This window comes from Streptomyces sp. NPDC001728 (assembly GCF_040297565.1).
Lineage (GTDB): Bacteria > Actinomycetota > Actinomycetes > Streptomycetales > Streptomycetaceae > Streptomyces.
Genome location: NZ_JBEOZK010000010.1, coordinates 207,646 through 233,069 on the forward strand (window position 1 = coordinate 207,646; position 25,424 = coordinate 233,069).

Sequence of the window (25,424 nt, forward strand, 5' to 3'; positions counted from 1 at the left end):
CCTGTCACGGTCCTACGCGGTCTTCAGATAGTGGTCGAGCACCCGGACGCCGAAGTGCAGGGCGTCCACCGGGACCCGTTCGTCGACGCCGTGGAACAGCGCCGCGTAGTCGAGGCCCGGGGGCAGCCGGAGCGGCGAGAAGCCGTAGCCGGTGATGCCGAGGCGGGAGAACTGCTTGGCGTCGGTGCCGCCGGACATGGTGAAGGGCACCACGCGCCCGGCCGGGTCGAAGCGCTCGACGGCGGTCCGCAGCTTCGCGAAGGTGGGCGAGTCGACGGGCGCTTCGAGGGCCACCTCGCGGTGGTGGAACTCCCAGTGCACGTCGGGTCCGGTGAGCCGGTCCATCGTCGCGGCGAACTCGTCCTCGGTGCCCGGCAGGGTCCGTCCGTCGATGTACGCGACGGCCTGACCGGGGATGACGTTGACCTTGTATCCGGCTTCCAGCATCGTCGGGTTGGTGCTGTTGCGGACGGTCGGCGCGACGAGCGCGGCGGCGGGTCCGAGCTTGTCGAGGAGGAGGTCGACGTCGAGGTCGGGGGCTTCGGTGTCGATGTCGATCCCGTACAGCGCGGCGAGTTCGGTGAGGGCCGCGCGGACGGTGGCCGTGAGGCGCACCGGCCAGGTGTGCGCACCGATCCGGGCGACGGCGTCGGCGAGACGGGTCACGGCGTTGGCCGTGTTCACCTTGGAGCCGTGTCCGGCCCGGCCGTGGGCGGTCAGCTTGAGCCAGGCGGTGCCCCGCTCCCCGGCCGCGATCGGGTAGAGGGTGGTGCCGGGCTGCGGGTGGAAGCTGAACGCCCCGGACTCGCTGATGCCCTCGGTGCAGCCCTCGAAGAGCGCGGCGTGCCGGTCGGCGAGGAAACCGGAGCCGTCGTCGGCGCTGGCCTCCTCGTCGGCGGTGTAGGCGAGGACGATGTCGCGGCGCGGCCGGACGCCCTGCCGGGCCCAGGAGCGGGCGACGGCCAGGACCATCGCGTCCATGTTCTTCATGTCGACGGCGCCGCGTCCCCACACGAGTCCGTCGCGGACCTCCCCGGAGAAGGGGTGGACGGTCCACTCGGCGGGGTCGGCGGGCACCACGTCGAGATGCCCGTGGACGAGGAGGGCGTCGGCCGTGGGATCGGTGCCGGGGATGCGCGCCACCACGTTGGTGCGGCCGGGGGTCCGCTCCAGCAGGGTGGGTTCGATGCCGGCGGCGGCCAGCCGCTCGGCGACGTACTCGGCGGCGGGCCGCTCGCGGCAGTCGCCGCCGCCCCGGTTGGTGGTGTCGATGCGGATGAGCTCGGAGGTGAAGGTGACCACCTCGTCGAGCGCCGTCGTGTCCGGTACCCGGACCTCCTCAGCCATACTGTTCCTCCACCGCGGCCGAGACGATGGTCGTGACCGCCTTGAACGTACGGATTGCCTCGTACATCGTCCCGCTCGTGTACGAGACGCGCCGCTCGCCGCTCCGCGCCACGCCGGGAACCACCGTGGCGGCGGCGCCCAGGTGCTCGGCGTCGAACTCCAGCTCCACGGTGAAGGGCCCGCCCCTGACCGGTTCGTGGCGCACGGCGAGCGCCGCGCCGGCCTTGGCGGCCTCCCGGATGTCGGCGGCGGTCCTGGCCGGGGTGCGGCACACCGCCGCGTACCGCGAGACGTAGTCCTTGACGGCGACCTTGGGTGCCTCGGGGGCGTAGCCGAGGGCGTCGTCGCAGGTGAGGTCGTCCCCGGTGACGAGGACGACGGGGACCCCGTACTCCGCGACCACGTGGGCGTTGAGCAGGCCCTCGCTCGCGCGCTCGCCGTTGAGCCAGACGCCGGTGATGGAGTTGGCGAGATAGGTGTGCGCGAGGACGCCCTCGGCTCCGGCGCCGGTGTGGTAGCCGACGAACGCGATGCCGTCGACGTCCCCGTGCTGGACGCCCTCGACCATGGAGAGCGACTTGTGCCGTCCGGTGAGCATCTCGGCCCGGTCGTCGAGCCGCTCAAGGAGCAGGTTCCGCATGGACCAGTGCGCTTCGTTGATGAGGACCTCGTCGGCTCCGCCGTCGAAGAAGCCGAGCACGGCGGCGTTCACGTCGGAGGTGAACATCGCGCGGCACCGCTCCCACTGGGGGGTGCCGGGCAGCACGTCGGCGGGCCAGGTCACACCGGTCGCGCCCTCCATGTCGGCGCTGATGAGGATCTTCATGACTGGCACCGTACGCGCCGCCCGGCGACCCCACCACCCCTGTGGATAACCACCGTTGGAGTGGACCAATGACGGTCACCGGGTCGGCGGTACGGGTCACCCGGCCAGTTCCGGATACGTCCGGGGGTCCCCTTCCGCCAGCCGCCGCAGGACGGCCGCCGCCTGCTCCTCGGGCGGTGTTCCGTCGTCCGGGAGGCGCCAGAGGAACTGACGGGACTCACCCCGCGCCGCCTTCCGGCCGGGCTCACCCCGCGCCGCCCCACGGCCCGGGGGCTCACCCCGCGCCGCCCCACGGCCCGGGGGCTCACCCCGCTCCGTCTCCCGGCCCGGGGCCCCGAGCGGCGGCCCGGTGAAGGTGACCACCGTGGTGTCCCGTTCCCGGAAGTCGGTGCTGATCCAGCCCTGCCGGAGGCCCCAGCGGGTGAGGAGGTCCGGCCTGTCGCGGAGCCCGGCGGTGATCAGCCGGGAGGTGTGCCGGGCCGGCCAGCTCCAGCCGTGGTCCTGCTCTGCGCGCGCGACCTCGGCGTCGTACGCGGCGGCGTCGAAGCGGTACGCGGGGAGGTCCGGCCGCACGTCCGGTCCGCCCGGCCTCCGCCAGTCGCTCCAGACGACGTGCTCGCCCTCCCGGCGCACGGTCACGTACAGCGCACCGCAGCAGCCCTCGGTGCAGTACGCCTCGGCGAGCCGTACCTCCCGGGGTTCGGGCCCCGCCCGCAGCGCGCCGCTGTCGAGGAGCCGCTCGGGGGACTCCCCCGGCCCCGGGCCGAAGGCCTCCGGTACGAGGGGGCGCCCGTCGATCAGGAAGCGGGTCTCGACGACGTCCGGATCGCCGGGGTCGGCGACGGCCACCTCGATCCGGAACCGTGGCGGGTCCTGCGGAGCCGCGCGCAGTCGGCGTGCCGTACGGCGGATCCAGTCTGCTCGCCGCTGTTCGTCCCGGCCGACCGGGGCCTTCCCCGGCCAGGCCGCCGTGTCCAGGAGGGTGCGGTGGAGGGCCTCGCGTCGGCCGGGGGGCCAGGGAAGGAGGTGGGAGGCGCCGCTGTGCAGTTCGAGGGCGAGGGTGAGCAGCCGGGCCCGGTGGTCCACGTCGCGGGGCAGCAGGTGGGCGAGGGCGGTCACCGTCTCGTACAGGTCGACGGCTTCTCCGTACCGCAGGATCTCGGCCTGGTAGTCCCGGCGGCTGGCCATCCGGCCGAGGAGCCACACGGCCCGCGCGAGGAGTCCGGGGTGGTCCGGTACCGCCCGGAGGAGCCCTGCGAGGCCGACGGCCTCGGCGACCCGCCGGGCGACCTCGGGCCCCACTCCCCGCACCTCCGTGGGGAGGCTCAGGAGCCGGTCGGGCACGGCCGCCCGGTCCCCGGCGGCCAGGGTGTCGACGAGAGCCCGCAGTTCGTCGCCTCGGGTCCGGTGGATCAGCCACACCAGGGCGGCGGCTTCCCGGTCCAGGGGGGCGAGGGCGGCGTCGACGGGGTGGACGAGTCCGTCGAGCAGGCCGAGGACACGCAGGTACGGCACGTCCTCGGGTTCCGCGAGCCGGCTCAGGAGCCCCAGCCCGGCGGATACGCCCGGGACGGTCGTTCCGCTCCGGACGAGGTGCCGGGCGAAGGACCGGGCGAGGGCGCGGTCGGCGGGATCCTCGGGCGGTTCGACGGCCGCCGCTGCGGCGAAGACGGTCCGCTCGCGGACGACGCCCGTCGCGGCCAGCGCGGATTCCGCGTCGGCGGCGGCGTGGCCGAGGTCGAGGACGTCGAGCGCTCCGAGGAGCGGGAGCAGGGTGCCGGTGACGGCGGCGCAGGCCTCGCGGTACTGGAGGCCGGGAGTCCGGCGGCGGGGCCGCGCGCTGTCGGGGACGGGGTGGCCGCCCCGGGGCGACGGCCCGTCGGGGTCGCTGTCGCGCAGACCCTTGGCGTAGGCGTACAGGGAGGGTGCGAGCGTCGGGCGCTCGTACGGGGCGCTCATCGCGCGGGGTGGTACTCGATTCCGGAGTTCATGGCAGCATCCTCTCGGCCGGCCGCCCACCACGCCAGCGTTTTTCCCGGTCCGGTACACGGAATCGGACGAAACAGCGCCAAGGGGTGCGTATAGGCTGTCGGCCGCAGTTCTCGTACCCGACCTTCCGGAGTGCTCTCGGTGACCATCGCCCTCGACCCGTCCGACACCTCCCCCGCCGTCCCCGCGCCCGCCGACACGTCGGAGGAGTTCTGGGTCCAGCAGCCCGAGCCGCAGGCCGACCGGACCGTGGAGACCACCGGGGCCACGGAGGCCGCGCGGGCCACCGAGGCGGCCGAAGCCACGGACGACTCCACCGACGAGTCCGGCGCGTCCGCCGACTCCACCGACGAGTCCGCCCCCGCCGCCGACTCCACCGACGACCTCGATCCCGTCGTCGTCCGTGACGCCCTGGACTTCGGGGTGTACGCGCGTACCGGCGGCTGGGCCTTCGCGCTCAAGGTGGCCCGGAGCGTCCGGCCCGGCGGCCAGGCCGCCGAGGGGACGGCCCGGACGAAGGTCTCCGCGAAGGCCTTCGCCGGGATCGCGGGCTGCTCGCCGGAGCGGGTCATGCGCCACTACAAGGCCTGGGACATGGCGGCCGACGACGGTCTGGTCCCGCAGTTCGAGGTGCTCGTCCCGGGCGAGGACATCGAGCTGCCCGACGCGGACGTCTGGCTGTCTTACTACACCTCCCGCAACAGCGCCTCGTCGGTGCGCGGCCAGGCGATCACGGCGGCGGCCGAGGCGGAGGGCATCCGGCCGACGAAGGCACTGGAGGTCGCCGAGAACCCGACGGCGCTGCGGGCGGCGATCCTCGCGGACCCGGGGACGGCTGAGGCTGCGCGCGGCGCGCTGCTCGACCGGATGAAGGAGGACCCGGCGCTCCAGACCGAGATGGCCCGCGCCTTCGCGCGGACGGACGACCTGAAGAAGGCGGTGGCGAGCGAGGCGAAGGCCGCCGACCGCATCGGGTACGTACGCCAGATCGTCGAGAACGGCCAGATCAAGACCCCCGCCGGGCAGACCGTGGAGGCACCGGCCGAGCTGCGGGCCGAGGCCGAGCGGCACCTCTCGCTCCTCGACGAGCTCGACGACTCCGAGGAGGCGGGCGAGTGGGCCGGTGAGGCCTACGACACCGTGAAGGGTCTGGTCGCCAAGGCGGTGGAGGAGGACCCGGAGCTGCGCGTCCAGGAGCGGCGGACGAAGTTCTACAACAGCCTGCAGAAGGCGACGAAGGTCTTCGAGGAGCTGACGCTCGACGAGGTCATGGAGGAGGACATCTACGAGGCGGACATGCTCCAGCGCCTCGAAGCCCTCCAGGAGGCGATCGGCACCTGCATCAGCGCGCTGCGCAAGGCGTCGACCACCTCCTGAGAACGGCCGCTCAGTCCTGGTGGCCGAGCTGGAGGTCGCGCTCGGTGCGGCCTCCGCCGGCCATCTGGAGGACCGTGGCGACGGGCGGGTAGCCGGCGGCGATCACCGTGTACTCGCCGGAGGACAGGTCCACGAAGCGGAAGGTGCCGTCGGCCCCGGTGGTGAGGGTGTCGACGACGTTCCCGGCGGCGTCGAGCAGGGTGACCCGGGCGTCCTCGACGGGGCGCCCGCCGCCCGCCCGCACCGTGCCGCGCAGGACCGCGCCGCCGGCGAGTTCGATGTCCTGCCGGGTCTCGCGGGCGGCCTGGACGCTCACCGGGAGCGCGGCGGGCCTGAAGGCGGGGGCGCTGGCGGCGAGCGTGTACTCGCCCGCGACCAGTTCGGTGATCTCGTAGCCGCCCTCACGTCCGCTGCGAGTGGCGGCGACGACCTCGCCGCGTACGTCGGTGAGGGTGACGGACGCGTCGCGTACGGGCGTCCCGTCGGCGGTGACGACGCAGCCCGCGAGCCGTCCGGCGCCGCCGAGAACGACGTCGAGCTCGATCGGGCGGTCGCCGACGGTGACGGAGACGGCCTGGGGCTGGTGTCCGCCGGCCGCCGCGATCAGGACGTACGCGCCGCCGCCGGGGACGCTCAGCGCGTACCGGCCGTCCTCGCCGCTGGCGCCGCGCCCGACCTGCCGGCCCTGGACGTCGATGAGGGTGAGCGCGGCCCGGGGGACGCGGCTGCCGTCGTGGTGCTGGACGGTGCCGCAGACGGGCATGCCGGAGTGCGGCGGGGCGGCGGAGGCGGGCGCGGTGTGGTGCGGGGCGGCGTACTGCGGGGCTGCGTGGCGGGCCTGCGGGACCGCCTGGGTGGAGCCGAAGTCGTCGGCCTCGGTGGCCTCGGTGGTGGTGGGGCTGTGGTGGGACACCAGCGGTTTCTCCTTGAGGAAGAAGGCGAGGACGAGACCGACCGCGAGGACCGGCACGAGGTAGAGGAAGATGCGCGGCATGGCGTCGGCGTACGCCTGGATGTAGGCGTCGCGCACGGCGGGCGGCAGGGTGTGCACCGACTGCGGGGTGATCGACTCGGCCGGCGGCAGGGCCGTACCGGCGGAGAGGACGCCGGCGAGCCGGTCGGCGAGGGCGTCGTCGAGCCGGGAGGCGAAGAGGGTGCCGAAGACGGCGGCGCCGACGCTGCCGCCGATCTGGCGGAAGTAGTTGTGGGCGCTGGTGGCGGTGCCGAGGTCGCCGGGCCGTACGGAGTTCTGCACGGCGAGGATCAGTACCGGCATGACGAGTCCGATGCCGGTGCCGAGGACGGCCTGCCAGAGGCTGTGCTGGAGGCGCGGGGTGTCGGTGTCCATGCGGGAGAGCAGCCACATGCCGAGGACGGCGACGGCCGCGCCGATCACCGGGTAGATCTTGTAGCGGCCGGTGCGGCTGATGAGCTGCCCGGAGACGACCGAGGAGACGACGATGCCGCCCATGAGCGGCAGCATCATCAGGCCGGACTCGGTGGCGCTGGCGCCCTCGACCATCTGCAGGAAGCTCGGGAGGTAGCTCGCGGCGCCGAAGAGCGCGACGCCGATGACGGCGCCGACGAGGGCGGTGACGGTGAAGACCGGGTCGCGGAACAGCCGGAGCGGGATGAGGGGTTCGGGCGCGAAGTGCTCGACGACCAGGAAGAGCAGGGCGCTTCCGGCGGCGCCGCAGGCGAGGGCGATGACGACCCGGGAGCCCCAGGCGTACTCGGTGCCGCCCCAGCTGGTCAGCAGCACCAGGCAGGTGGAGGCGGCGGCGAGGAGCAGGACGCCGAGGACGTCGAAACGCGCGCGTGCCGTGGGCTTGGGGAGTTTGAGGACGACGGCGACGACGGCGAGCGTGACGAGCCCGAACGGCACGTTGAAGTAGAAGCACCAGCGCCAGGAGACGTGGTCGGTGAAGAAGCCGCCGAGCAGGGGTCCGGCGACGGAGGCGAGGCCGAAGGCGGCGCCGATCAGGCCCATGTACCGGCCGCGTTGCCGGGCGGGGACGATGTCGGCCATGATCGCCTGGACGCCGATCATCAGGCCCCCGGCCCCGAGGCCCTGGACCGCCCGGAAGGCGATGAGCTCGTCCATGCTGCGGGACCAGCCGGCGAGGGCCGAGCCGATGACGAAGACCACGATCGCGAAGAGGAAGACGCCTTTGCGGCCGAGCAGGTCGCCGAGCTTCCCGTAGACCGGGAGGCCGATGGTGGAGGTCAGCAGGTAGGCGGTGATCGCCCAGGACATCCGGTCGAGGCCCTGGAGCTCGCCGACGATCTTCGGCAGGGCGGTGGCGACGATCATCTGCTCCAGCGCGGCGAGGAGCAGCGCGAGCATCAGACCGCAGAAGACGAGGCGGACGCGGCGGGGGTCGAGGGCGGCGGGTCCGGGGTCGGTCGGCGGTGGTGCGAGATCGGCGGGCGGTCCGCCCGCGGCGGGCGGCTGCGCGCCCTCGGTGTCCGCCGTGCCCTCGGCGGACTTCACCATCGTGATCGCACCCACGTACCTGCTCCCCTCGTGACGGCGTCTGCGCCGCGCCATTCTTCGCATTCGTCGCGAAGGGGGAGCAAGTCGGGCGGTACGGGAGGCCGGTGACGTCCGGGGGGCCGAACGACCCCACGCTACGGCGCACTTGGGTCGCTCATCAGCGCGTTTACGAGGGGGCCCGCGCCCCCCGATACGCCGGGGCGCCGTTACGGAGGTGCGGGCGATCCACTCGAATCGGTGAACGCTCCGGGCGTTACTTCTCGACCTCCTCCGCCAGCTTGGCGAGAACGGCGTCGTAGATCCTGCCGAGACCCTTGGGCGCGAAGGTCCGCTCGAAGAAGCCGCCGACGCCGCTCGCGCCGTCCCAGACGGTGGTGACGACGGCGCGGGACCTGCCCTCGCCGGCGGGGGTCACGACCCAGGTGGTGACCATGGAGGAGTTGCGGTCCTTCTCGACGAGCTGCCCGTCGGTGGGCTCGGTGACCTCCAGGAGGCAGTCACGGACGCGCTTGCTCGTGGCCTGGAGCTTCCAGTGGACGAGGGTCCCCTCGCCGTCGCCGCCCTCGCGCACCTCGTACTCGCTGAAGTGCTCGGGGAGCAGCTTCGCGCGCGTGCCGCTGTAGTCCGCCAGCGCGTCGAACACCGTCTCCGCGTCCGCGGCGACGATCCGTTCCGTGGTGGCCTCGACCTGCGCCATGACTTCCTCCAGCTCGTGGTTCCTCAGGGGGTGTGGGCCAAGCGAACCACGTGGGCTCCGGGGCGCGAAATCGGGGTTGCGACGATCAAGGGAACAAGTGTTCTATTCTGGCCGCACGGTCGACGGCCGAGCCCGAGCGGACCCGGCGACGACCCGCAGCAGACCGGAGCAGGCCCGCAGCAGAACCACCGAGGAGGCGTCCATGCGCTGGGACAATCTGGGCGACACCCCCGCCGCTCCCGCCGACATCGCCCTGTTCGGCACGGACGCGGTCACCACCAGGACCTTCGACACCCCCGAGTTCCGGGGCATCACCTTCCACGAGGTACGGGCCCGCTCGATCCTCAACCGGGTACCGGGCGCCTCCCGGATGCCGTTCGAATGGACGGTCAACCCCTACCGGGGGTGCACGCACGCGTGCGTGTACTGCTTCGCCCGCAAGACCCACAGCTATCTCGACCTCGACACCGGGCTCGGCTTCGACTCCCAGATCGTCGTCAAGATCAACGCACCCGAGGTGCTGGCCCGCCAGCTCGCCTCCGCCCGCTGGCAGGGCGCGCACGTGGCGATGGGCACCAACGTCGACTGCTACCAGCGGGCCGAGGGCCGGTACCGCCTGATGCCGGGCATCATCGCGGCGCTGCGCGACCACGCCAACCCGTTCTCGATCCTCACCAAGGGCACGCTGATCCTGCGCGACCTCGACCTCCTCACCCAGGCCGCCGGGGTCACCGAGGTCGGCATCTCCGTCTCGGTCGGCTTCACCGACCAGGAGCTGTGGCGGACGATCGAGCCCGGCACGCCCTCCCCGCAGCGCCGGCTCGACGTCGTCCGCACGCTCGGCGAGCACGGCATCGACTGCGGGGTCCTGATGGCGCCCGTGGTCCCCTTCCTCGGCGACCGGCCCGAGCAGCTGCGCGACACGGTCCGGGCCATCGCCGAGTCCGGGGCGAGTTCGGTCACCCCGCTCGTCCTGCACCTGCGGCCCGGCGCCCGCGAGTGGTTCATGCAGTGGCTGCGCGGTCACCACCCGGAGCTGGTCGGGCGGTACGAGCGGATGTACGCGGACGGGGCCTACGCGCCGACCTGGTACCAGCGCCGGATCACCCGTCAGGTGCACGAACTGGCCGCCGAGTTCGGGATCGGCCCGGCCGACCGGGGCGCTGCGCGCCGTACATCGACATCGGGACCGGGGTCGGAGTCGGGGTCGGCACGGGGACGGACGCCGGGGCAGCCCGCCGACTCGACCGTCCCCGAGCAGCTGACCCTCCTCTGACTTCCGATCATCGGACCGGTCGCCTGACACACCGTCGGACCGTCCTCTGTTCGGGTCAACTCTGGCCGGAACAGGTCCTGCCGCGGCCCGTTCGGGGCACGGACGCCCTATGACCCCACGCGCAGGAATGCTGATCGCCGCAGGAGCGCTGGTCGCGGGGACGGTCACCGTCCTGCCCGCCGCCCCCGCGAGCGCCGGTGAACCGACCCCCCGCCCGCTCCCCCCGCTCACCTGGACCGACTGCGCCACCAAGGCGTACCCGAAGCTGCAGTGCGCCACCGTCAGGACGCCGCTCAACCACGACGACCCGGCGGGCCGGAGCATCACCCTCGCCCTCACCCGGGTCCAGCACACCGCGAAGACCTTCCAGGGGCCGCTGCTCGTGAACCCCGGCGGGCCCGGCGGCAGCGGGCGGGGCATGGCCGGGTACGTGGCCGCCGCGCTGCCCCCGAAGGTGGCCGCCGAGTACGACGTCATCGGCTTCGACCCGCGCGGGGTCGGCAGGAGCGAGCCCGCGCTCGACTGCAAGCCCGGCCAGTTCGAGCCGGTCCGCCCGGACTCCGTGCCGCGCGGCGCCGAGGGCGAGCGGGTCGGGGTCGAGCGGGCGCAGGCCTTCGCCAGGGCCTGCGGCGAGAAGTACGCGGACGTGCTGCCGTATATCGACACCGTGAGCACCGCCCGGGACCTGGACGTCATCCGCCGGGCGCTCGGCGCACCGAAGATCAACTACCTCGGCTACTCGTACGGCACCTACCTGGGCGCCGTCTACGCCCGACTCCACCCCGACAAGGTGCGGCGGATGGCGCTGGACTCCGTCGTCAACCCGCACGGCGTCTGGTACGAGGACAACATCGCCCAGGACTACGCCTTCGACGCCCGCCACAAGGACTTCATGGCCTGGGTGGCCCGGCACGACTCCGTGTACAAGCTGGGCACGGACCCGGCGGCGGTGGAGGCTGCCTGGTACCGGATGCGCGACCGGCTGCGCGAGACCCCGGCCGGCGGGAAGGTCGGACCGGGCGAGCTGGAGGACACCTACCTGCCCGGCGGGTACTACAACGGCTACTGGCCGCGGCTGGCGAGCGCGTTCGCCGCGTACGTCGACGACGGGAACGCGGTCCCGCTGACGGAGGCGTACGAGCGGTACGGGGAGGCCGACGCCGCCGCCGACAACGGCTACTCGGTCTACACGGCCGTGCAGTGCCGGGACGCGGGCTGGCCCCGGGACTGGAACGTCTGGCGCAAGGACAGCTGGGACGTGCACGCCAAGGCGCCCTTCTCGACCTGGAACAACGCCTGGTACAACGCGCCCTGCGCGTTCTGGCCGGTGGGCTCGCTGACCCCGCCGAACGTCAGCAACGACCAGGTGCCGCCGGTCCTCGTCCTCCAGGCCACGGACGACGCGGCCACGCCGTACGAGGGCGGGGTCGCCCTGCACCGGCTGCTGCGCGGCTCCAGCCTGGTCGTGGAGGAGGGCGGCGAGAACCACGGGGTGACCCTCAGCGGGAACGACTGCCTCGACGCGCACCTGGCCACCTACCTCGCCACGGGCAGGGTCCCGCGCGCGAAGGACGACGGCGAGGTCGACGCGGTCTGCGCGTCCCGCCCGGAACCGGAGCCGGAGCCCGTGGCACCCCCGGCGGAGAAGGAGAGCGAGAAGCAGGCCGAGAAGGAGACCGGGAAGGAGACCGGAACCCCCGCGAGCCGGTCCGTCACGGTTCCCGCCACGGCCACCGCCACCACCCCCGCCGAGCCCGCCGCCGCCATGCTGCACCGGCTCCTCGGCCAGGTGCGCTGACACCGCGGCCCGCCCGCCGCGCGACCGCCGGCACCCCGCCCGCGATGCCCGCGCCCCAAGGGGCGCGGGCATTGTCAGTGCCGTGCGCGAGGATGTGGGGCATGACCAGCCACCTCACCCACGTGCCCGCTCCCGAGGGCCTCGCCGCCAGCCCGCAGTACAGCCATGTCGTGTGGGGGACGGGCCGCTTCGTCGCGATATCCGGCCAGTGCGCTTTCGACGCCTCGGGCGCGGTGGTCGGGGAGGGTGACGCGGCGGCGCAGGCCCGTCAGGTCTTCGCGAATCTGGAGCGCTGCCTCGCCGCGGCGGGAGCCGGTTTCGCGGATGTGGTGAAGCTGACGTACTTCGTCACGGACGTGGCGCATCTGCCCGCGGTGCGGGACGCCCGGGACACGTATTTCGCGGGGGCGCCGCTGCCCGCCAGCTCGGCGGTACAGGTGTCGGCGCTGGTCCGTCCCGAACTGCTGCTGGAGATCGAGGCGTTCGCCCTCGTGCCGGAGCGGGCCTCGGCGGCGCCCGGGGAGGCCGGTGCGGGGCTCCGTCTGCTGCGCTGAGGGATCAGTCGGCGGGGCCCAGTCTCGCCAGCGACCGTTCCGCCGCCGCGCCGAGCCGGGGGTGCGGGAGCGCCGCTTCCAGGGCGGGACGGGCCCGGGGGTCGCCGAGGGTGCCGAGGCCCTCGACGCAGGCGAGGCCGACCCGCCAGTGGGGGTCGGCGGCCGGGAGGCGCCGTTCGAGGACGGTGATGAGGGCCGGGACGGACTCGGGGGCGCGGAGGTCGGCGAGCAGTCGGACCGGCAGCAGGGCGTAGGCGACGCGGAGTTCGTTGGTGGCGAGGGCGGCGGCGGCGCGGGCGGTGCGCGGGTCCCCGAGCCGGGTCAGGGCGTGGGCGGCCGTGACGCAGCGCTCCGGGTCGCGGTGGTTGAGGAGGAGGACGAGCGCCTCGAAGGCGCGCGGGTCGCGGGCGACTCCGAGTCCGTAGGCGGCGATCTCGCGGGCCCAGAGGGGCTGTCCGGGTGCGGTGAGGACGCGGTGCAGTTCTTCGGGGTCCTCGGTTCCGGCGAGTTCCGTGAATGCCTCCGGGACTTCTCCGGAGGCATTCACGATCTCGTCCCGCAATCGATCGATCATCGAGCAGAATTCCGGATCCTCGGAGATTTCCATGAATCCGACCTTATCCGCGATCCAGATCACACTTTCCCAACTTGCCGGGACTGGCGCGCTCGTTACCGGCCGGTTAGTCTCAGGTGAGCGGGTCACCCCCCGCACTCCGCACAACGGCCTGGTGACGCAGCCGTTGTGTTCGCTGGTCGGTTCGGCAGTTTCGACGTGGCTCCGGGACAGAGTCCGTCGCCCCCTTTCCCAGGGCATCGCCCTTTCTCCGGGCAGAGCCCTCGCTCTTTCCCGCACCCTTTCGTGCGCACTGCCCTCAGTCGTCACTCTTCCTCCCAGGAGTCCCCTGATGGACACCCCTCTCTCCACCATCGCCGTCGTCGGTCTCGGCACCATGGGCACGGGTATCTCCGATGTCCTCGTCCGGGCCGGCCGCGAGGTCATCGGCATCGACACCAGCGACACCGCCGCCGCCCAGGCCGTCGCCGCCCTGGAGGCCTCCACCGCCCGCGCCGTGGCGCGCGAGCGGATCACCGAGGAGGAGCGGCAGGACGTGCTGGCCCGCTTCCGTACCTTCTCCGACCTCCAGGCCGCCGCCGAGGCCGATCTCGTGATCGAGGTCGTGCCCGAGTCGTACGAGGCCAAGCAGGAGGTCTTCCGCGCCCTGGACGGGATCGTCCGGCCCGGGACGATCCTGGCCACCGGCACCAACGCGCTGTCCGTGACCCGGCTCGCCGCCGACTCGGCACACCCCGAGCGCGTCCTCGGTCTGCACTTCTTCACCCCGGTCCAGGCCATGAAGCTGGTGGAGGTGGTCTCCTCCGTGCTGACCGACCCGCGGGCCGTGGACGCCGTGACGCGGCTCGCCCAGGACCTCGGCAAGGAGCCGGTGGCGGTCGGCGACCGGGCCGGTTTCATCGCGGACGGGCTGCTCTTCGGGTACCTGAACCAGGCCGCAGCCATGTACGAGGCCAAGTACGCCTCCCGCGAGGACATCGACGCGGCCATGAAGATGGGCTGCGGTCTGCCCATGGGCCCGCTCGAACTGCTCGACCTGATCGGCGTGGACACCGCCCGTACGGTCCTGGAGGCCATGTACGCGGACTCGCACGACCGGCTGCACGCCCCCGCCCCGGTCCTCAAGCAGCTCAGCGAGGCCGGTCTGACCGGCCGCAAGTCGGGCCGCGGCTTCTACACGTACGAGGCGCCCGGCTCCGGCGAGGTGGTGCGGGACGCGCTGACCCCGCTCGGCTCCGCCGAGTGCGCCGCGGGCCGTGAGGTCCGCTCGGTCGGCGTCGCCGGCTCGGGCACGATGGCCTCCGGCATCGCCGAGGTCTTCGCCAAGGCCGGGTATGAGGTCGTGCTCGCCGCCCGCTCCCAGGAGAAGGCGGCCACGGCCAAGGCCCGGATCGCCAAGTCGCTGGCCCGCTCGGTGGACAAGGGCAGGATGACGGGCGAGGCGCGTGACGCGACGCTGGCCCTGATCACCCCGGCGGGCACGCTCGACGCCTTCGCCGAGGTCGATCTTGCGGTCGAGGCGGTCGCCGAGGACCTGGAGATCAAGCAGGAGCTGTTCACCCGGCTCGACAAGATCTGCAAGCCGGGCGCGGTGCTCGCCACCACGACCTCCTCGCTGTCGGTCATCGCCTGCGCCCGGGCCACCACGCGCCCGCAGGACGTCATCGGGATGCACTTCTTCAACCCGGCTCCGGCGATGAAGCTGGTCGAGATCGTCCGTACGGTGCTGACCGGCGACGATGTCCACACCACCGTCCGCGAGGTCACCGCGAAGATCCGCAAGCACCCGGTGGACTGCGGCGACCGGGCCGGGTTCATCGTGAACGCGCTGCTCTTCCCGTACCTGAACAACGCGATCAAGATGGTCCAGGACCACTACGCGACCCTGGACGACATCGACGCGGCGATGAAGCTGGGCGGCGGCTACCCGATGGGCCCGTTCGAGCTGCTCGACGTGGTCGGCCTGGATGTCTCCCTGGCGATCGAGCAGGTGCTGCACCGCGAGTTCCGCGACCCGGGCCTCGCCCCGGCCCCGCTCCTGGAGCACCTGGTGGCGGCCGGCTGCCTCGGCCGCAAGACGGGGCGCGGCTTCCGCGAATATGCCCGACGCTGAGCCGGGAGCGGCCGGCTGGGGCGGCCTGCTGAGCCCCCGGGGCGCCGTCGGCGCCCCGGGGGTGCGCCCGCCCCCACCTGGGCACACGCCCCCTCCGATGCAGTACGTTCGGACCATGCCCAAGGCCGCGAAGACACCCCGTGCCACCTCCTCGTCCGACGCTCCGGAGAGCGCGGCGGGGACTCGTGCCGCCGCGCAGCGGCTCAAGATGCGCCGGGAGCTCGCCACCGCCGCGATGGAGCTCTTCGCGACCAAGGGGTACGAGGCCACCACGGTCGACGAGATCGCGGCCACGGCCGGGGTCGCCCGGCGGACCTTCTTCCGCCACTTCCGCTCCAAGGAAGAGGCGATCTTCCCCGATCACGACGACACCCTGGTCAGGGCGGAGGCGGTGCTGAACGCGGCCCCGCCGCACGAGCACCCGCTCGACACGGTGTGCCGGGGCATCAAGGAAGTCATGAAGATGTACGCGGGTTCGCCCTCGGTCTCCGTGGCGCGCTACCGGCTCACCCGTGAGGTGCCGACCCTGCGGGAGCGGGAGATCGCCTCGGTGGCCCGCTACGAGCGGCTGTTCACCCGATATCTCCTCGGGCACTTCGACGAGCGGGACCACCACGACGGCAACGACGACCCGCTGCTCGCCGAGGTGGCCGCGTCGGCGGTCGTCACGGCCCACAACCACGTGCTGCGGCGCTGGCTGCGTGCGGGCGGCGAGGGCGATGTGGAGACCCAGCTCGACCACGCCTTCGCGATCGTCAGGGAGACCTTCGGCTCGGGCATAGGTGCGGGCCGTCCGGCCCCTTCCCCGGCCTCCCCCTCGCCGTCGCCCCTCTCGGCCTCCCGGGCCGTCGAGCCGGCTCCGGCCGTGCGGGCCTCCACCACCGGTGACGTGATGGTCGCGGTCGCCCGTACGGACGCATCTCTCGACGAGGTCATGCGGACGATCCAGCAGGCGCTGAAGCCCAGCTGACCCCCACTTCATGACGAAGGCCGCCCCTCTCCGGGGCGGCCTTCGTCCGTTTTCACCCCTGGTTCGATCGATCATCGCTCATCTGTGACCGGCCGATTACATCTGAGTGAAATTGTTGGCACGCAGTGCCTTGTCAGGTGACACGGCGTGCCATACGTTGATGTTGTCCGGGCGGTCGGCGCTCAGAGTTCTCCTCGTGCGCCGGCTGTCCCCACAAGCGATCGTGATTGTGCGCCCGGACGCCTGCGTCACAGGCACCCCCGCGCCTCACCCGGCGCCGCGCCACCGCACCACCCAGCCGAACCGACGGCACACCTCCACAGCAGCAGACTCCCCGCCGTAACCCTCAGGCGTCCTCCCTCGGACGCTCATCGCCGGAGGCAACCCGTGAAGGAAATCCTGGCCGCGATCCAGTCGCAGGACGCCACGTCCGCCGACTTCGCGAACATCCCGCTCCCCGAGTCGTACCGCGCCGTCACCGTCCACAAGGACGAGGCGGAGATGTTCGCCGGGGTCGCCAGCCGCGACAAGGACCCGCGCAAGTCGCTCCACCTCGACGACGTCGCCCTCCCCGAGCTCGGCCCGGGCGAGGCCCTCGTCGCGGTCATGGCCAGCTCGGTCAACTACAACTCGGTCTGGACCTCGATCTTCGAGCCGGTGTCGACCTTCGGCTTCCTGGAGCGCTACGGCCGGCTCTCCGAGCTCACCAAGCGCCACGACCTGCCGTACCACGTCATCGGCTCCGACCTCGCGGGCGTCGTCCTGCGCACCGGCCCCGGCGTCAACGCCTGGCGGCCCGGCGACGAGGTCGTCGCGCACTGCCTCTCCGTCGAGCTGGAGTCCTCGGACGGCCACAACGACACGATGCTCGACCCGGAGCAGCGCATCTGGGGCTTCGAGACCAACTTCGGCGGCCTCGCCGAGATCGCTCTCGTCAAGTCGAACCAACTGATGCCGAAGCCCGACCACCTCAGCTGGGAGGAGGCGGCGGCCCCCGGCCTCGTCAACTCCACCGCGTACCGCCAGCTGGTCTCCCGCAACGGCGCCGGGATGAAGCAGGGCGACAACGTCCTCATCTGGGGCGCGAGCGGCGGACTCGGCTCGTACGCCACGCAGTTCGCCCTGGCCGGCGGCGCCAACCCGATCTGTGTCGTCTCCTCCCCCGAGAAGGCCGCCATCTGCCGGGCCATGGGCGCCGAGGCGGTCATCGACCGCAATGCCGAGGGCTACAGGTTCTGGAAGGACGAGCACAACCAGGACCCGCGCGAGTGGAAGCGCTTCGGCTCGAAGATCCGTGAGCTGACCGGCGGCGAGGACGTGGACATCGTCTTCGAGCACCCGGGCCGCGAGACCTTCGGCGCCTCCGTGTACGTCACGCGCAAGGGCGGCACCATCGTCACCTGCGCCTCCACCTCGGGCTACAACCACGAGTACGACAACCGCTACCTGTGGATGTCCCTCAAGAAGATCGTCGGCTCGCACTTCGCCAACTACCGCGAGGCGTGGGAGGCCAACCGCCTGATCGCCAAGGGCAAGATCCACCCGACCCTGTCGAAGGTCTATTCCCTGGAGGACACCGGCCAGGCCGCCTACGACGTCCACCGCAACCTCCACCAGGGCAAGGTCGGCGTCCTCGCGCTGGCACCCCAGGAGGGCCTCGGCGTCCGCGACCCCGAGATGCGCGCCCAGCACATCGACGCCATCAACCGCTTCCGCAACATCTGAGCCCGGGACTATAGATGACTGAGCGTCAGAAGGACCGGCCGTGGCTCATGCGGACGTACGCCGGCCACTCGACCGCCGAGGCGTCCAACGAGCTGTACCGGCGTAACCTCGCCAAGGGTCAGACCGGCCTCTCGGTCGCGTTCGACCTGCCGACGCAGACCGGCTACGACCCCGACCACATCCTCGCCCGCGGCGAGGTCGGCCGGGTCGGCGTCCCCGTCTCGCACCTCGGTGACATGCGACGGCTGTTCCAGGACATCCCCCTGGAGCAGATGAACACCTCGATGACCATCAACGCCACGGCGATGTGGCTCCTGGCGCTCTACCAGGTGGTCGCCGAGGAGCAGGGCGCGGACGTGACCCAGCTCCAGGGCACCACCCAGAACGACATCGTGAAGGAGTACCTGTCGCGCGGGACGCACGTCTTCCCTCCCGGCCCCTCGCTCCGCCTCACGACGGACATGATCGCGTACACGGTCAACCACATCCCGAAGTGGAACCCGATCAACATCTGCAGCTACCACCTGCAGGAGGCCGGGGCCACCCCGGTCCAGGAGATCTCGTACGCGATGTCCACCGCGATCGCCGTGCTCGACGCGGTCCGCGACTCGGGCCAGGTCCCCGAGGAGCGCTTCGGCGAGGTCGTCGCCCGCATCTCCTTCTTCGTGAACGCGGGCGTCCGCTTCATCGAGGAGATGTGCAAGATGCGCGCCTTCGGCCGCATCTGGGACAAGATCACGCTGGAGCGGTACGGGATCGAGAACCCCAAGCAGCGCCGGTTCCGCTACGGCGTGCAGGTCAACTCGCTCGGACTGACCGAGGCCCAGCCGGAGAACAACGTCCAGCGGATCGTCCTGGAGATGCTGGCCGTCACCCTCTCCAAGGACGCCCGCGCGCGGGCCGTGCAGCTGCCCGCCTGGAACGAGGCGCTGGGACTGCCCCGGCCCTGGGACCAGCAGTGGTCGCTCCGCATCCAGCAGGTCCTGGCCCATGAGTCCGACCTGCTGGAGTACGAGGACATCTTCGCCGGCTCGCATGTGATCGAGGCCAAGGTCGACTCGCTCGTCCAGGAGTGCCTGGCCGAGATCGAACGGATCCAGGAGATGGGCGGCGCGATGTCCGCCGTCGAGTCCGGCTACCTCAAGTCGCAGCTCGTCTCCTCGCACGCCGAGCGGCGCGCCCGGATCGAGAACGGCGACGAGAAGATCATCGGCGTCAACATCTTCCAGGCGACCGAGGAGAACCCCCTCACCGCCGACCTGGACACCGCGATCATGACGGTGGACCCGGCGGTCGAGGCCCGGGTGGTCGGCTCGCTGACCACCTGGCGGGACAACCGCTACCAGCCGCCGTTCAACCACCCCCGCCCCTGCAAGGCCCTGGAGCGCCTCAAGGAGGCCGCGAAGGGCACGGGCAACCTGATGGAAGCCACCCTGGAGTGCGCCCGCGCCGGTGTCACCACCGGCGAGTGGACCGGGGCCCTGCGCGAGGTCTTCGGCGAGTTCCGCGCACCCACCGGCGTCTCCTCCGCCCCGGTCGCGGTGACGGCCGAGGCCGGCACCCCGCTGGCCCTCGTCCGGGAGAAGGTCGCCAGGACCGCAGACGAACTCGGTGTCGGGCGGCTGCGCCTCCTGGTCGGCAAGCCGGGCCTGGACGGCCACTCCAACGGGGCCGAGCAGATCGCCGTACGCGCGCGTGACGCCGGTTTCGAGGTGGTCTACCAGGGCATCCGGCTGACCCCCGAGCAGATCGTCGACGCGGCCCTCGCCGAGGACGTGCACTGCGTGGGTCTGTCGATCCTCTCCGGCTCGCACGCCGAGCTGGTCCCGGACGTCCTCGACCGCCTCCATGAGGCGGGCGCGGCCGACGTACCGGTCATCGTCGGCGGGATCATCCCGAACGCCGACGCCGCCGAACTGAAGCGCGCGGGCGTGGCCGCCGTCTTCACACCGAAGGACTTCGGTATCACGGAGATCATCGGACGTATCGTCGATGAGATCCGGACAGCCCACAAGCTCAGCCCCCTTGAAAGTACGGAGGTCCTCGCATGACCAGCCCCGTGAACCGGCTCCGCCCCCGCCGCTCCTGCCTGGCGGTCCCCGGCTCCAACCCGCGCTTCCTGGAGAAGGCCCAGGGCCTCGCGGCCGACCAGGTCTTCCTCGACCTGGAGGACGCGTGCGCCCCGCTGGCCAAGCCCGAGGCCCGGCACACCATCGTGAAGTTCCTCAACGAGGGCGACTGGACCGGCAAGACCCGCGTGGTCCGCGTCAACGACTGGACGACCCACTGGACGTATCGTGACGTCGTCACCGTCGTCGAGGGCGCCGGCCAGAACCTCGACTGCATCATGCTGCCGAAGGTCCAGGACGCCCAGCAGATCGTGGCGCTCGACCTGCTGCTGACGCAGATCGAGAAGACGATGGGCTTCGAGGTCGGCAAGATCGGCATCGAGGCGCAGATCGAGAACGCCCAGGGCCTCACGAACGTCAACGCCATCGCGCAGGCCTCCCAGCGCGTCGAGACGATCATCTTCGGCCCGGCCGACTTCATGGCCTCCATCAACATGAAGTCGCTGGTCGTGGGCGAGCAGCCGCCCGGCTACCCGGCGGACGCGTACCACCACATCCTGATGAGCATCCTGATGGCGGCCCGCGCCAACAACCTCCAGGCGATCGACGGCCCCTACCTCCAGATCCGCAACCAGGAGGGCTACAAGGCCGTCGCGCAGCGCGCCGCCGCCCTCGGATTCGACGGCAAGTGGGTGCTGCACCCGGACCAGGTCGCCGCCGCGAACGAGATCTTCTCGCCCTCGCAGGAGGACTACGACCACGCCGAGCTGATCCTCGACGCGTACGACTACTACACGTCCGAGGCCGGCGGGAAGAAGGGCTCCGCGATGCTCGGCGACGAGATGATCGACGAGGCCTCCCGCAAGATGGCCCTGGTCATCTCCGGCAAGGGCCGTGCCGCCGGCATGCAGCGCACCTCCAGGTTCGAGATTCCCACCAGCTGACAAGGACAGATCCCGATGCAGTTCGGCCGCACCTACGAAGAGTTCGAGATCGGTGCCGTGTACAAGCACTGGCCCGGGAAGACGGTCACCGAGTACGACGACCATCTCTTCTGCCTGCTGACGATGAACCACCATCCGCTGCACATGGATGTGAACTACGCCGAGAACACGACGGACTTCGGCAAGAACGTCGTCGTCGGCAACTACATCTACTCACTGCTGCTCGGCATGTCCGTGCCGGACGTCTCCGGCAAGGCCATCGCCAACCTGGAGATCGAGTCGCTGCGGCACGTGGCGCCGACCTTCCACGGCGACACGATCTACGGCGAGACCACGGTCCTCGACAAGACCCCGTCGAAGTCGAAGAACGACCGCGGCATCGTCTACGTCGAGACCAAGGGCTACAAGCAGGACGGCACCCTGGTGTGCGTCTTCCGCCGCAAGGTGATGGTCCCCACGGAGACGTACATCAAGGAGCGCGGCGGCGAGCAGCCCGGCCGCCCCGAGCTGATCGAGCCCGCCAAGAAGACGGAGAAGTAGCCATGGCCCGACTCGCCCAGACCGCCGGGCTCACGGACGTCCAGCAGGAGATCCTCAAGACCGTCCGGGAGTTCGTCGACAAGGAGATCATCCCGGTCGCCACCGAGCTGGAGCACCGCGACGAGTACCCCCAGCAGATCGTCGACGGGCTCAAGGAGCTCGGCCTGTTCGGTCTGATGATTCCCGAGGAGTACGGGGGTCTGGGTGAGTCGCTGCTCACCTACGCGCTGTGCGTGGAGGAGATCGCCCGTGGCTGGATGTCGGTCTCCGGCATCATCAACACCCACTTCATCGTGGCGTACATGCTGAAGCAGCACGGCACCCAGGAGCAGAAGGACTACTTCCTTCCGCGGATGGCGGCCGGCGAGACGCGTGGCGCGTTCTCGATGTCGGAGCCGGGGCTGGGCTCGGACGTGTCGGCCATCACGTCGAAGGCGGTGAAGGACGGCGAGGAGTACGTCCTCAACGGCCAGAAGATGTGGCTGACGAACGGCGGCACCTCGTCGCTCGTAGCCGTTCTGGTGCGAAGTGACGAAGGACACCCGGAGGGCACCGCCCCCCACAAGTCGATGACGACCTTCCTCGTCGAGAAGGAGCCCGGCTTCGGAGAGGTCCGCCCCGGCCTCACCATCCCCGGAAAGATCGACAAGATGGGTTACAAGGGCGTCGACACGACGGAACTCATCATGGACGGACTGCGCATTCCGGCCAATCGGGTGCTCGGAGGCGTCACCGGCCGAGGGTTTTACCAAATGATGGACGGCGTCGAGGTCGGTCGCGTCAATGTGGCGGCCCGTGGCTGTGGTGTCGCTCAGCGTGCTTTTGAGCTCGGTGTCTCGTATGCCCAGCAACGTCACACTTTCGGCAAGGCCATCGCCCAGCACCAGGCGATTCAGTTCAAGCTCGCCGAGATGGCTACCAAGGTCGAGGCCGCCCATGCGATGATGGTGAACGCAGCACGCAAAAAGGACTCCGGGGAACGAAACGACCTCGAAGCAGGGATGGCGAAGTACCTCGCCTCCGAGTACTGCAAGGAGGTCGTCGAGGATGCCTTCCGCATTCACGGTGGTTACGGGTTCTCGAAGGAGTACGAGATCGAGCGCCTCTACCGCGAGGCGCCGATGCTGCTCATCGGTGAAGGTACCGCCGAGATCCAGAAAATGATCATTGGTCGTCGGCTGCTCGAGGAGTACCGATTCCAGGGTTGATTGTCGGTTTCGGGTCGGTTTGGCCGCGAAGAAGATCACACCCTGTGTTCGCCTTCCGGCCGCCGACTCGGTTCCTGGCTTACCCAGTTGCGCCCCGCAACCGATAACATCGCGGGAAAGCCGCCGTCCCCCGTTGCCAGTGCGGCATCATCCGCTACGAAGGTCATCCATGCCCCACAGCCAAACCTCTGCACACCGCGACAGCCTCACCGGCGTACGCCTCGCGCGCGGAGCATCGCCGTGGCTTCTGCCGACCGTCGCCACCGCGGCGCTCAGCCTCGTGCGCGCCCGCAAGTCGAGGCGCGCCGCGGCCATCGCCGTGCCGACCACCGCGCTCGCGGCCGGCATGCTGTGGTTCTTCCGCGACCCCGAGCGCGAGATCGCTCAGGGCCGGGTCATCTCCCCCGCCGACGGTGTGGTGCAGAGCATCATGCCGTGGAAGGACGGACGCACCCGGGTCGCCATCTTCATGAGCCCGCTGAACGTCCACGTCAACCGCGCGCCGCTGGCCGGCACCGTGACGTCCGTGGAGCACATCCCCGGCGGGTTCGTCCCGGCGTTCAACAAGGAGAGCGAGAACAACGAGCGCGTTGTCTGGCACTTCGACACCGAGCTCGGCGACATCGAGATGGTCCAGATCGCGGGCGCCGTCGCCCGACGGATCGTGCCGTACATCCCGCAGGGGACGAAGGTCGAGCAGGGTGACCGTATCGGTCTGATCCGCTTCGGCTCGCGCGTCGACATCTACCTCCCCGAGGGTGTCGAGGTCGCCGTCGAGGTCGGCCAGGCCACCACAGCGGGGGTGACTCGCATTGACCGTGATTGATCCCGACACACGGGCCGCCGACTGGGTCGCCGGCACCGATGCGGAAGAGGCCGAAGAGGCCGAAGAGATGCCGCTGTCGTTGAGGCTGTCCATAGCGGACGCCCTCACGCTCGGTAACGCCACGTGTGGATTCATGGCGGTGTACTTCACCACCACCGGAATCCTCATCCCGCACCTGACGGGCAGCACCGAGACCGGCATGGCGCGCAACAGCGCCGCCACCGCCGTCATCCTGATGCTGTGCGCGGCGATCTTCGATCTCTTCGACGGGATCGTGGCCCGCAAGCTGCGCTCCTCGCCCATGGGTGCCGAGCTCGACAACCTGTCGGACCTGATCAGCTTCGGTCTGGCCCCGGCCTACTTCGTACTCGTGTACGGGATGGTCGCGGACGACGCGCAGCAGAAGGTCTCGGCGGTCGCCGCGATCGTGGTGCTGCTCGCGGTGGTGCTGAGGCTCGCGAGATTCTCCTGCGTGACGATGAAGGACGGCATGTTCCAGGGCATGCCGAGCCCCTTCGGCGCGCTGACGGTGGTCTCGATCGTGCTGCTCGAGCTGCCGTTCATCCCGACGCTGCTCGCGATCATCGGTGTCGCCTGGCTGATGGTGAGCCGGGTCGAGTACCCCAAGCCGCGGGGTGTCCTCGCGGTGGCGATGCTCAGCTGGATCGTCGGCGCGATGGGCATGCTGGCGGCCTGGGCGTTCGACGCCCCGGGCGGGCAGTTCCTGCTCCAGACCGGTTGCGCGCTCCAGGTCGTGATGGGCGCCGTGATCCCCCTCTTCGCGACGGCCCGTCGGGTGAACACCTTCCGCGGCAACCGGCGTGAGAACCGGGAGGCGCGGGCGGCCCAGCTGCCGTAGCGCACGAGGTGAACGTACGAGAAGGGGCCCCGGAGGCGCATCGCCTCCGGGGCCCCTTCGTATACCCGGGGGCCTTTCGTATGCCCGAGCCCGGGGAACTAGCCGAGCCGCTTGTAGTAGAGCGTGGTCGGGCGCAGGACGCCCGACGGGTCTGCGGCGAAGTCCGGGATCGTACCGGCGGCCGTCCAGCCCGCGCCCCGGTAGAGGCGCTCGGCCGGGCTGTCGGTCTGGGTGTCCAGGACGAGCAGGGTGAGGCCGGCGGCGGCGGCGTGGGCCTCGGCGGTGGCGAGCAGCCGGTACCCGAGGCCGCGGCCCCGGGCCGAGCGGTGCACCAGGAGGCGGGCGATCTCGCCGCGGTGCCTGCCGTTGGCCGCGCCCACGCGGACGAGGGTGACGACGCCGGTCAGCCGCCCGTCCGGGCCGTGGGCCGCCCAGACCTCCCGGACGCCCGCCTGGGCCTCGTCGGCGACGCCCGCCCACCAGGTGGCCGCCTCGGCCGGGTCCAGGGGCGCCGGGAAGCCCACGGAGGCGCCGCCGTCCACGGCGTCCACGAGGAGGGCGGCGAGACCGTCGGCGGCGTGCGCCCTCACGGCCTCGGGGGACAGCTGCTCGACGGCGTCGAGCGGCTTCTCCAGACAGAGGAGGTCCGGCCGGTCGTCCCAGGGGTCCACGGTGGCGAAGCCGAGGCCGCGGTAGAGGGCGAGCGGCTCGGCCCGCCAGGACCAGACCGTGAGGCGCACGGCGATCGCCCCGGAGGCGGCGGCCCGGCGCAGGGCCTCGGCCATGAGCGCCTTCCCGAGGCCCTTCCGGCGGGCCTCGGGCATCACCCAGAGCCGCTTGATCTCGGGGGCGCGGCCCTCGCGGGGGGCCTTGAGGACCACGCAGCCGACGGCCTCGTCCCCGCCGGGCGGGGTGGCGAGCAGGACGGTGTCGGCGGCGAAGGCGGCTGCCGGGTCCTCGGCCTCGGCCCGGTATACGGCCGGGAGCGCGGCGACCGTGGCCACGGCCGTCCCCTTCTCGGCCTGGTTGACCAGGTGGTACGCGGTGAGCAGGTCGGGAAGGCGGGGGTGGGAGCGGTTCTCCTCGATGCGTGGGTTCACGAGGCCCTAGCTTCACACCGGCATGTTTCCGGGACGTGAAGACCTTCTGGCCGGGGCCCGAGCGCGTACCGGTGGCGGACACCCGGTGAACGCGCGCGGGCCTTGCCACCGGTCACGGCGTGCAGGTCTTCGCCG

At 71.3% G+C, this 25,424-nt stretch carries 20 protein-coding genes; 13 read left to right on the forward strand and 7 right to left on the reverse strand.

All coding sequences use genetic code 11. The features are described 5' to 3' along the window. Positions 1–12: 12 nt before the first annotated feature. From ABT154_RS17855 to ABT154_RS17865, 3 genes are all read right to left on the reverse strand, one after another. The gene (locus ABT154_RS17855; RefSeq protein ID WP_351857762.1) at positions 13–1,347 is read right to left on the reverse strand and encodes a M20/M25/M40 family metallo-hydrolase; all 1,335 of its coding nucleotides are present in this window, start codon (positions 1,345–1,347) and stop codon (positions 13–15) included. After that, on the reverse strand, positions 1,340–2,173 hold the full coding sequence (locus ABT154_RS17860; protein ID WP_351857763.1) for a M55 family metallopeptidase: 834 nt from the start codon (positions 2,171–2,173) through the stop codon (positions 1,340–1,342). The genes ABT154_RS17855 and ABT154_RS17860 overlap by 8 nt, the downstream gene beginning before the upstream one ends. A 96-nt stretch (positions 2,174–2,269) precedes the next feature. Continuing rightward, positions 2,270–4,132, reverse strand: coding sequence for a hypothetical protein (locus tag ABT154_RS17865; protein WP_351857764.1), 1,863 nt, complete (start codon positions 4,130–4,132; stop codon positions 2,270–2,272). Between the two features lie 171 nt (positions 4,133–4,303). On the opposite strand from ABT154_RS17865, the gene ABT154_RS17870 reads away from it, so the two are divergent. Then, positions 4,304–5,539 (forward strand): hypothetical protein, encoded by a 1,236-nt coding sequence (locus tag ABT154_RS17870; protein WP_351857765.1) that lies wholly within the window; start codon positions 4,304–4,306, stop codon positions 5,537–5,539. Positions 5,540–5,549: 10 nt separating this feature from the next. On the opposite strand, the gene ABT154_RS17875 is transcribed toward ABT154_RS17870, so the two are convergent. Then, entirely contained in the window at positions 5,550–8,051 is a 2,502-nt protein-coding gene (locus ABT154_RS17875) for an MFS transporter (protein ID WP_351857766.1), read from the reverse strand. A gap of 238 nt (positions 8,052–8,289) precedes the next feature. Next, a complete protein-coding gene (locus tag ABT154_RS17880; protein WP_351857767.1) occupies positions 8,290–8,733 on the reverse strand; it encodes an SRPBCC family protein in 444 nt (147 codons plus the stop codon). A gap of 202 nt (positions 8,734–8,935) precedes the next feature. Between ABT154_RS17880 and ABT154_RS17885 the strand changes: the two genes are divergently transcribed. The 3 genes from ABT154_RS17885 to ABT154_RS17895 all read left to right on the forward strand — a co-directional run bounded on the left by ABT154_RS17885 (position 8,936) and on the right by ABT154_RS17895 (position 12,361). Then, a complete protein-coding gene (locus ABT154_RS17885; protein ID WP_351857768.1) occupies positions 8,936–10,009 on the forward strand; it encodes an Rv2578c family radical SAM protein in 1,074 nt (357 codons plus the stop codon). Positions 10,010–10,118: 109 nt separating this feature from the next. Continuing rightward, positions 10,119–11,807 (forward strand): alpha/beta hydrolase, encoded by a 1,689-nt coding sequence (locus ABT154_RS17890; protein WP_351857769.1) that lies wholly within the window; start codon positions 10,119–10,121, stop codon positions 11,805–11,807. A 101-nt stretch (positions 11,808–11,908) separates the two neighbouring features. Continuing rightward, the gene (locus ABT154_RS17895) at positions 11,909–12,361 is read left to right on the forward strand and encodes a RidA family protein (protein WP_351857770.1); all 453 of its coding nucleotides are present in this window, start codon (positions 11,909–11,911) and stop codon (positions 12,359–12,361) included. A gap of 4 nt (positions 12,362–12,365) precedes the next feature. On the opposite strand, the gene ABT154_RS17900 is transcribed toward ABT154_RS17895, so the two are convergent. Continuing rightward, the gene (locus ABT154_RS17900) at positions 12,366–12,968 is read right to left on the reverse strand and encodes a HEAT repeat domain-containing protein (protein WP_351857771.1); all 603 of its coding nucleotides are present in this window, start codon (positions 12,966–12,968) and stop codon (positions 12,366–12,368) included. A 298-nt stretch (positions 12,969–13,266) separates the two neighbouring features. Here ABT154_RS17900 and ABT154_RS17905 point away from each other — a divergent pair, with 298 nt between their 5' ends. From ABT154_RS17905 to pssA, 9 genes are all read left to right on the forward strand, one after another. Next, positions 13,267–15,048 (forward strand): 3-hydroxyacyl-CoA dehydrogenase family protein, encoded by a 1,782-nt coding sequence (locus ABT154_RS17905; RefSeq protein WP_351857772.1) that lies wholly within the window; start codon positions 13,267–13,269, stop codon positions 15,046–15,048. Between the two features lie 115 nt (positions 15,049–15,163). Further along, positions 15,164–16,018, forward strand: a complete 855-nt coding sequence (locus ABT154_RS17910) for a TetR family transcriptional regulator (RefSeq protein WP_351857773.1) — start codon at positions 15,164–15,166, stop codon at positions 16,016–16,018. A gap of 387 nt (positions 16,019–16,405) precedes the next feature. Then, complete coding sequence (ccrA, locus tag ABT154_RS17915; protein WP_351857774.1) at positions 16,406–17,743, forward strand: crotonyl-CoA carboxylase/reductase; 1,338 nt, start codon at positions 16,406–16,408, stop codon at positions 17,741–17,743. 14 nt (positions 17,744–17,757) lie between these two features. Next, on the forward strand, positions 17,758–19,794 hold the full coding sequence (locus ABT154_RS17920; RefSeq protein ID WP_351857775.1) for an ethylmalonyl-CoA mutase: 2,037 nt from the start codon (positions 17,758–17,760) through the stop codon (positions 19,792–19,794). Then, positions 19,791–20,756, forward strand: coding sequence for an HpcH/HpaI aldolase/citrate lyase family protein (locus ABT154_RS17925; protein ID WP_351857776.1), 966 nt, complete (start codon positions 19,791–19,793; stop codon positions 20,754–20,756). The genes ABT154_RS17920 and ABT154_RS17925 overlap by 4 nt, the downstream gene beginning before the upstream one ends. A gap of 15 nt (positions 20,757–20,771) precedes the next feature. Beyond that, positions 20,772–21,296, forward strand: a complete 525-nt coding sequence (locus tag ABT154_RS17930) for a MaoC family dehydratase (protein ID WP_229315537.1) — start codon at positions 20,772–20,774, stop codon at positions 21,294–21,296. A 2-nt stretch (positions 21,297–21,298) separates the two neighbouring features. Then, a complete protein-coding gene (locus ABT154_RS17935; protein WP_351857777.1) occupies positions 21,299–22,504 on the forward strand; it encodes an acyl-CoA dehydrogenase family protein in 1,206 nt (401 codons plus the stop codon). Positions 22,505–22,673: 169 nt separating this feature from the next. Next, entirely contained in the window at positions 22,674–23,330 is a 657-nt protein-coding gene (locus ABT154_RS17940) for a phosphatidylserine decarboxylase (protein ID WP_351857778.1), read from the forward strand. Further along, positions 23,323–24,189: a CDP-diacylglycerol--serine O-phosphatidyltransferase gene (gene pssA, locus ABT154_RS17945; RefSeq protein ID WP_351857805.1), complete on the forward strand. Its 867-nt coding sequence runs from the start codon at positions 23,323–23,325 to the stop codon at positions 24,187–24,189. Before ABT154_RS17940 ends, pssA begins: the two co-directional genes overlap by 8 nt. Before the next feature lie 98 nt (positions 24,190–24,287). Here pssA and ABT154_RS17950 read toward each other — a convergent pair whose 3' ends face one another. Then, complete coding sequence (locus tag ABT154_RS17950) at positions 24,288–25,289, reverse strand: GNAT family N-acetyltransferase (RefSeq protein WP_351857779.1); 1,002 nt, start codon at positions 25,287–25,289, stop codon at positions 24,288–24,290. Positions 25,290–25,424: the final 135 nt, after the last annotated feature.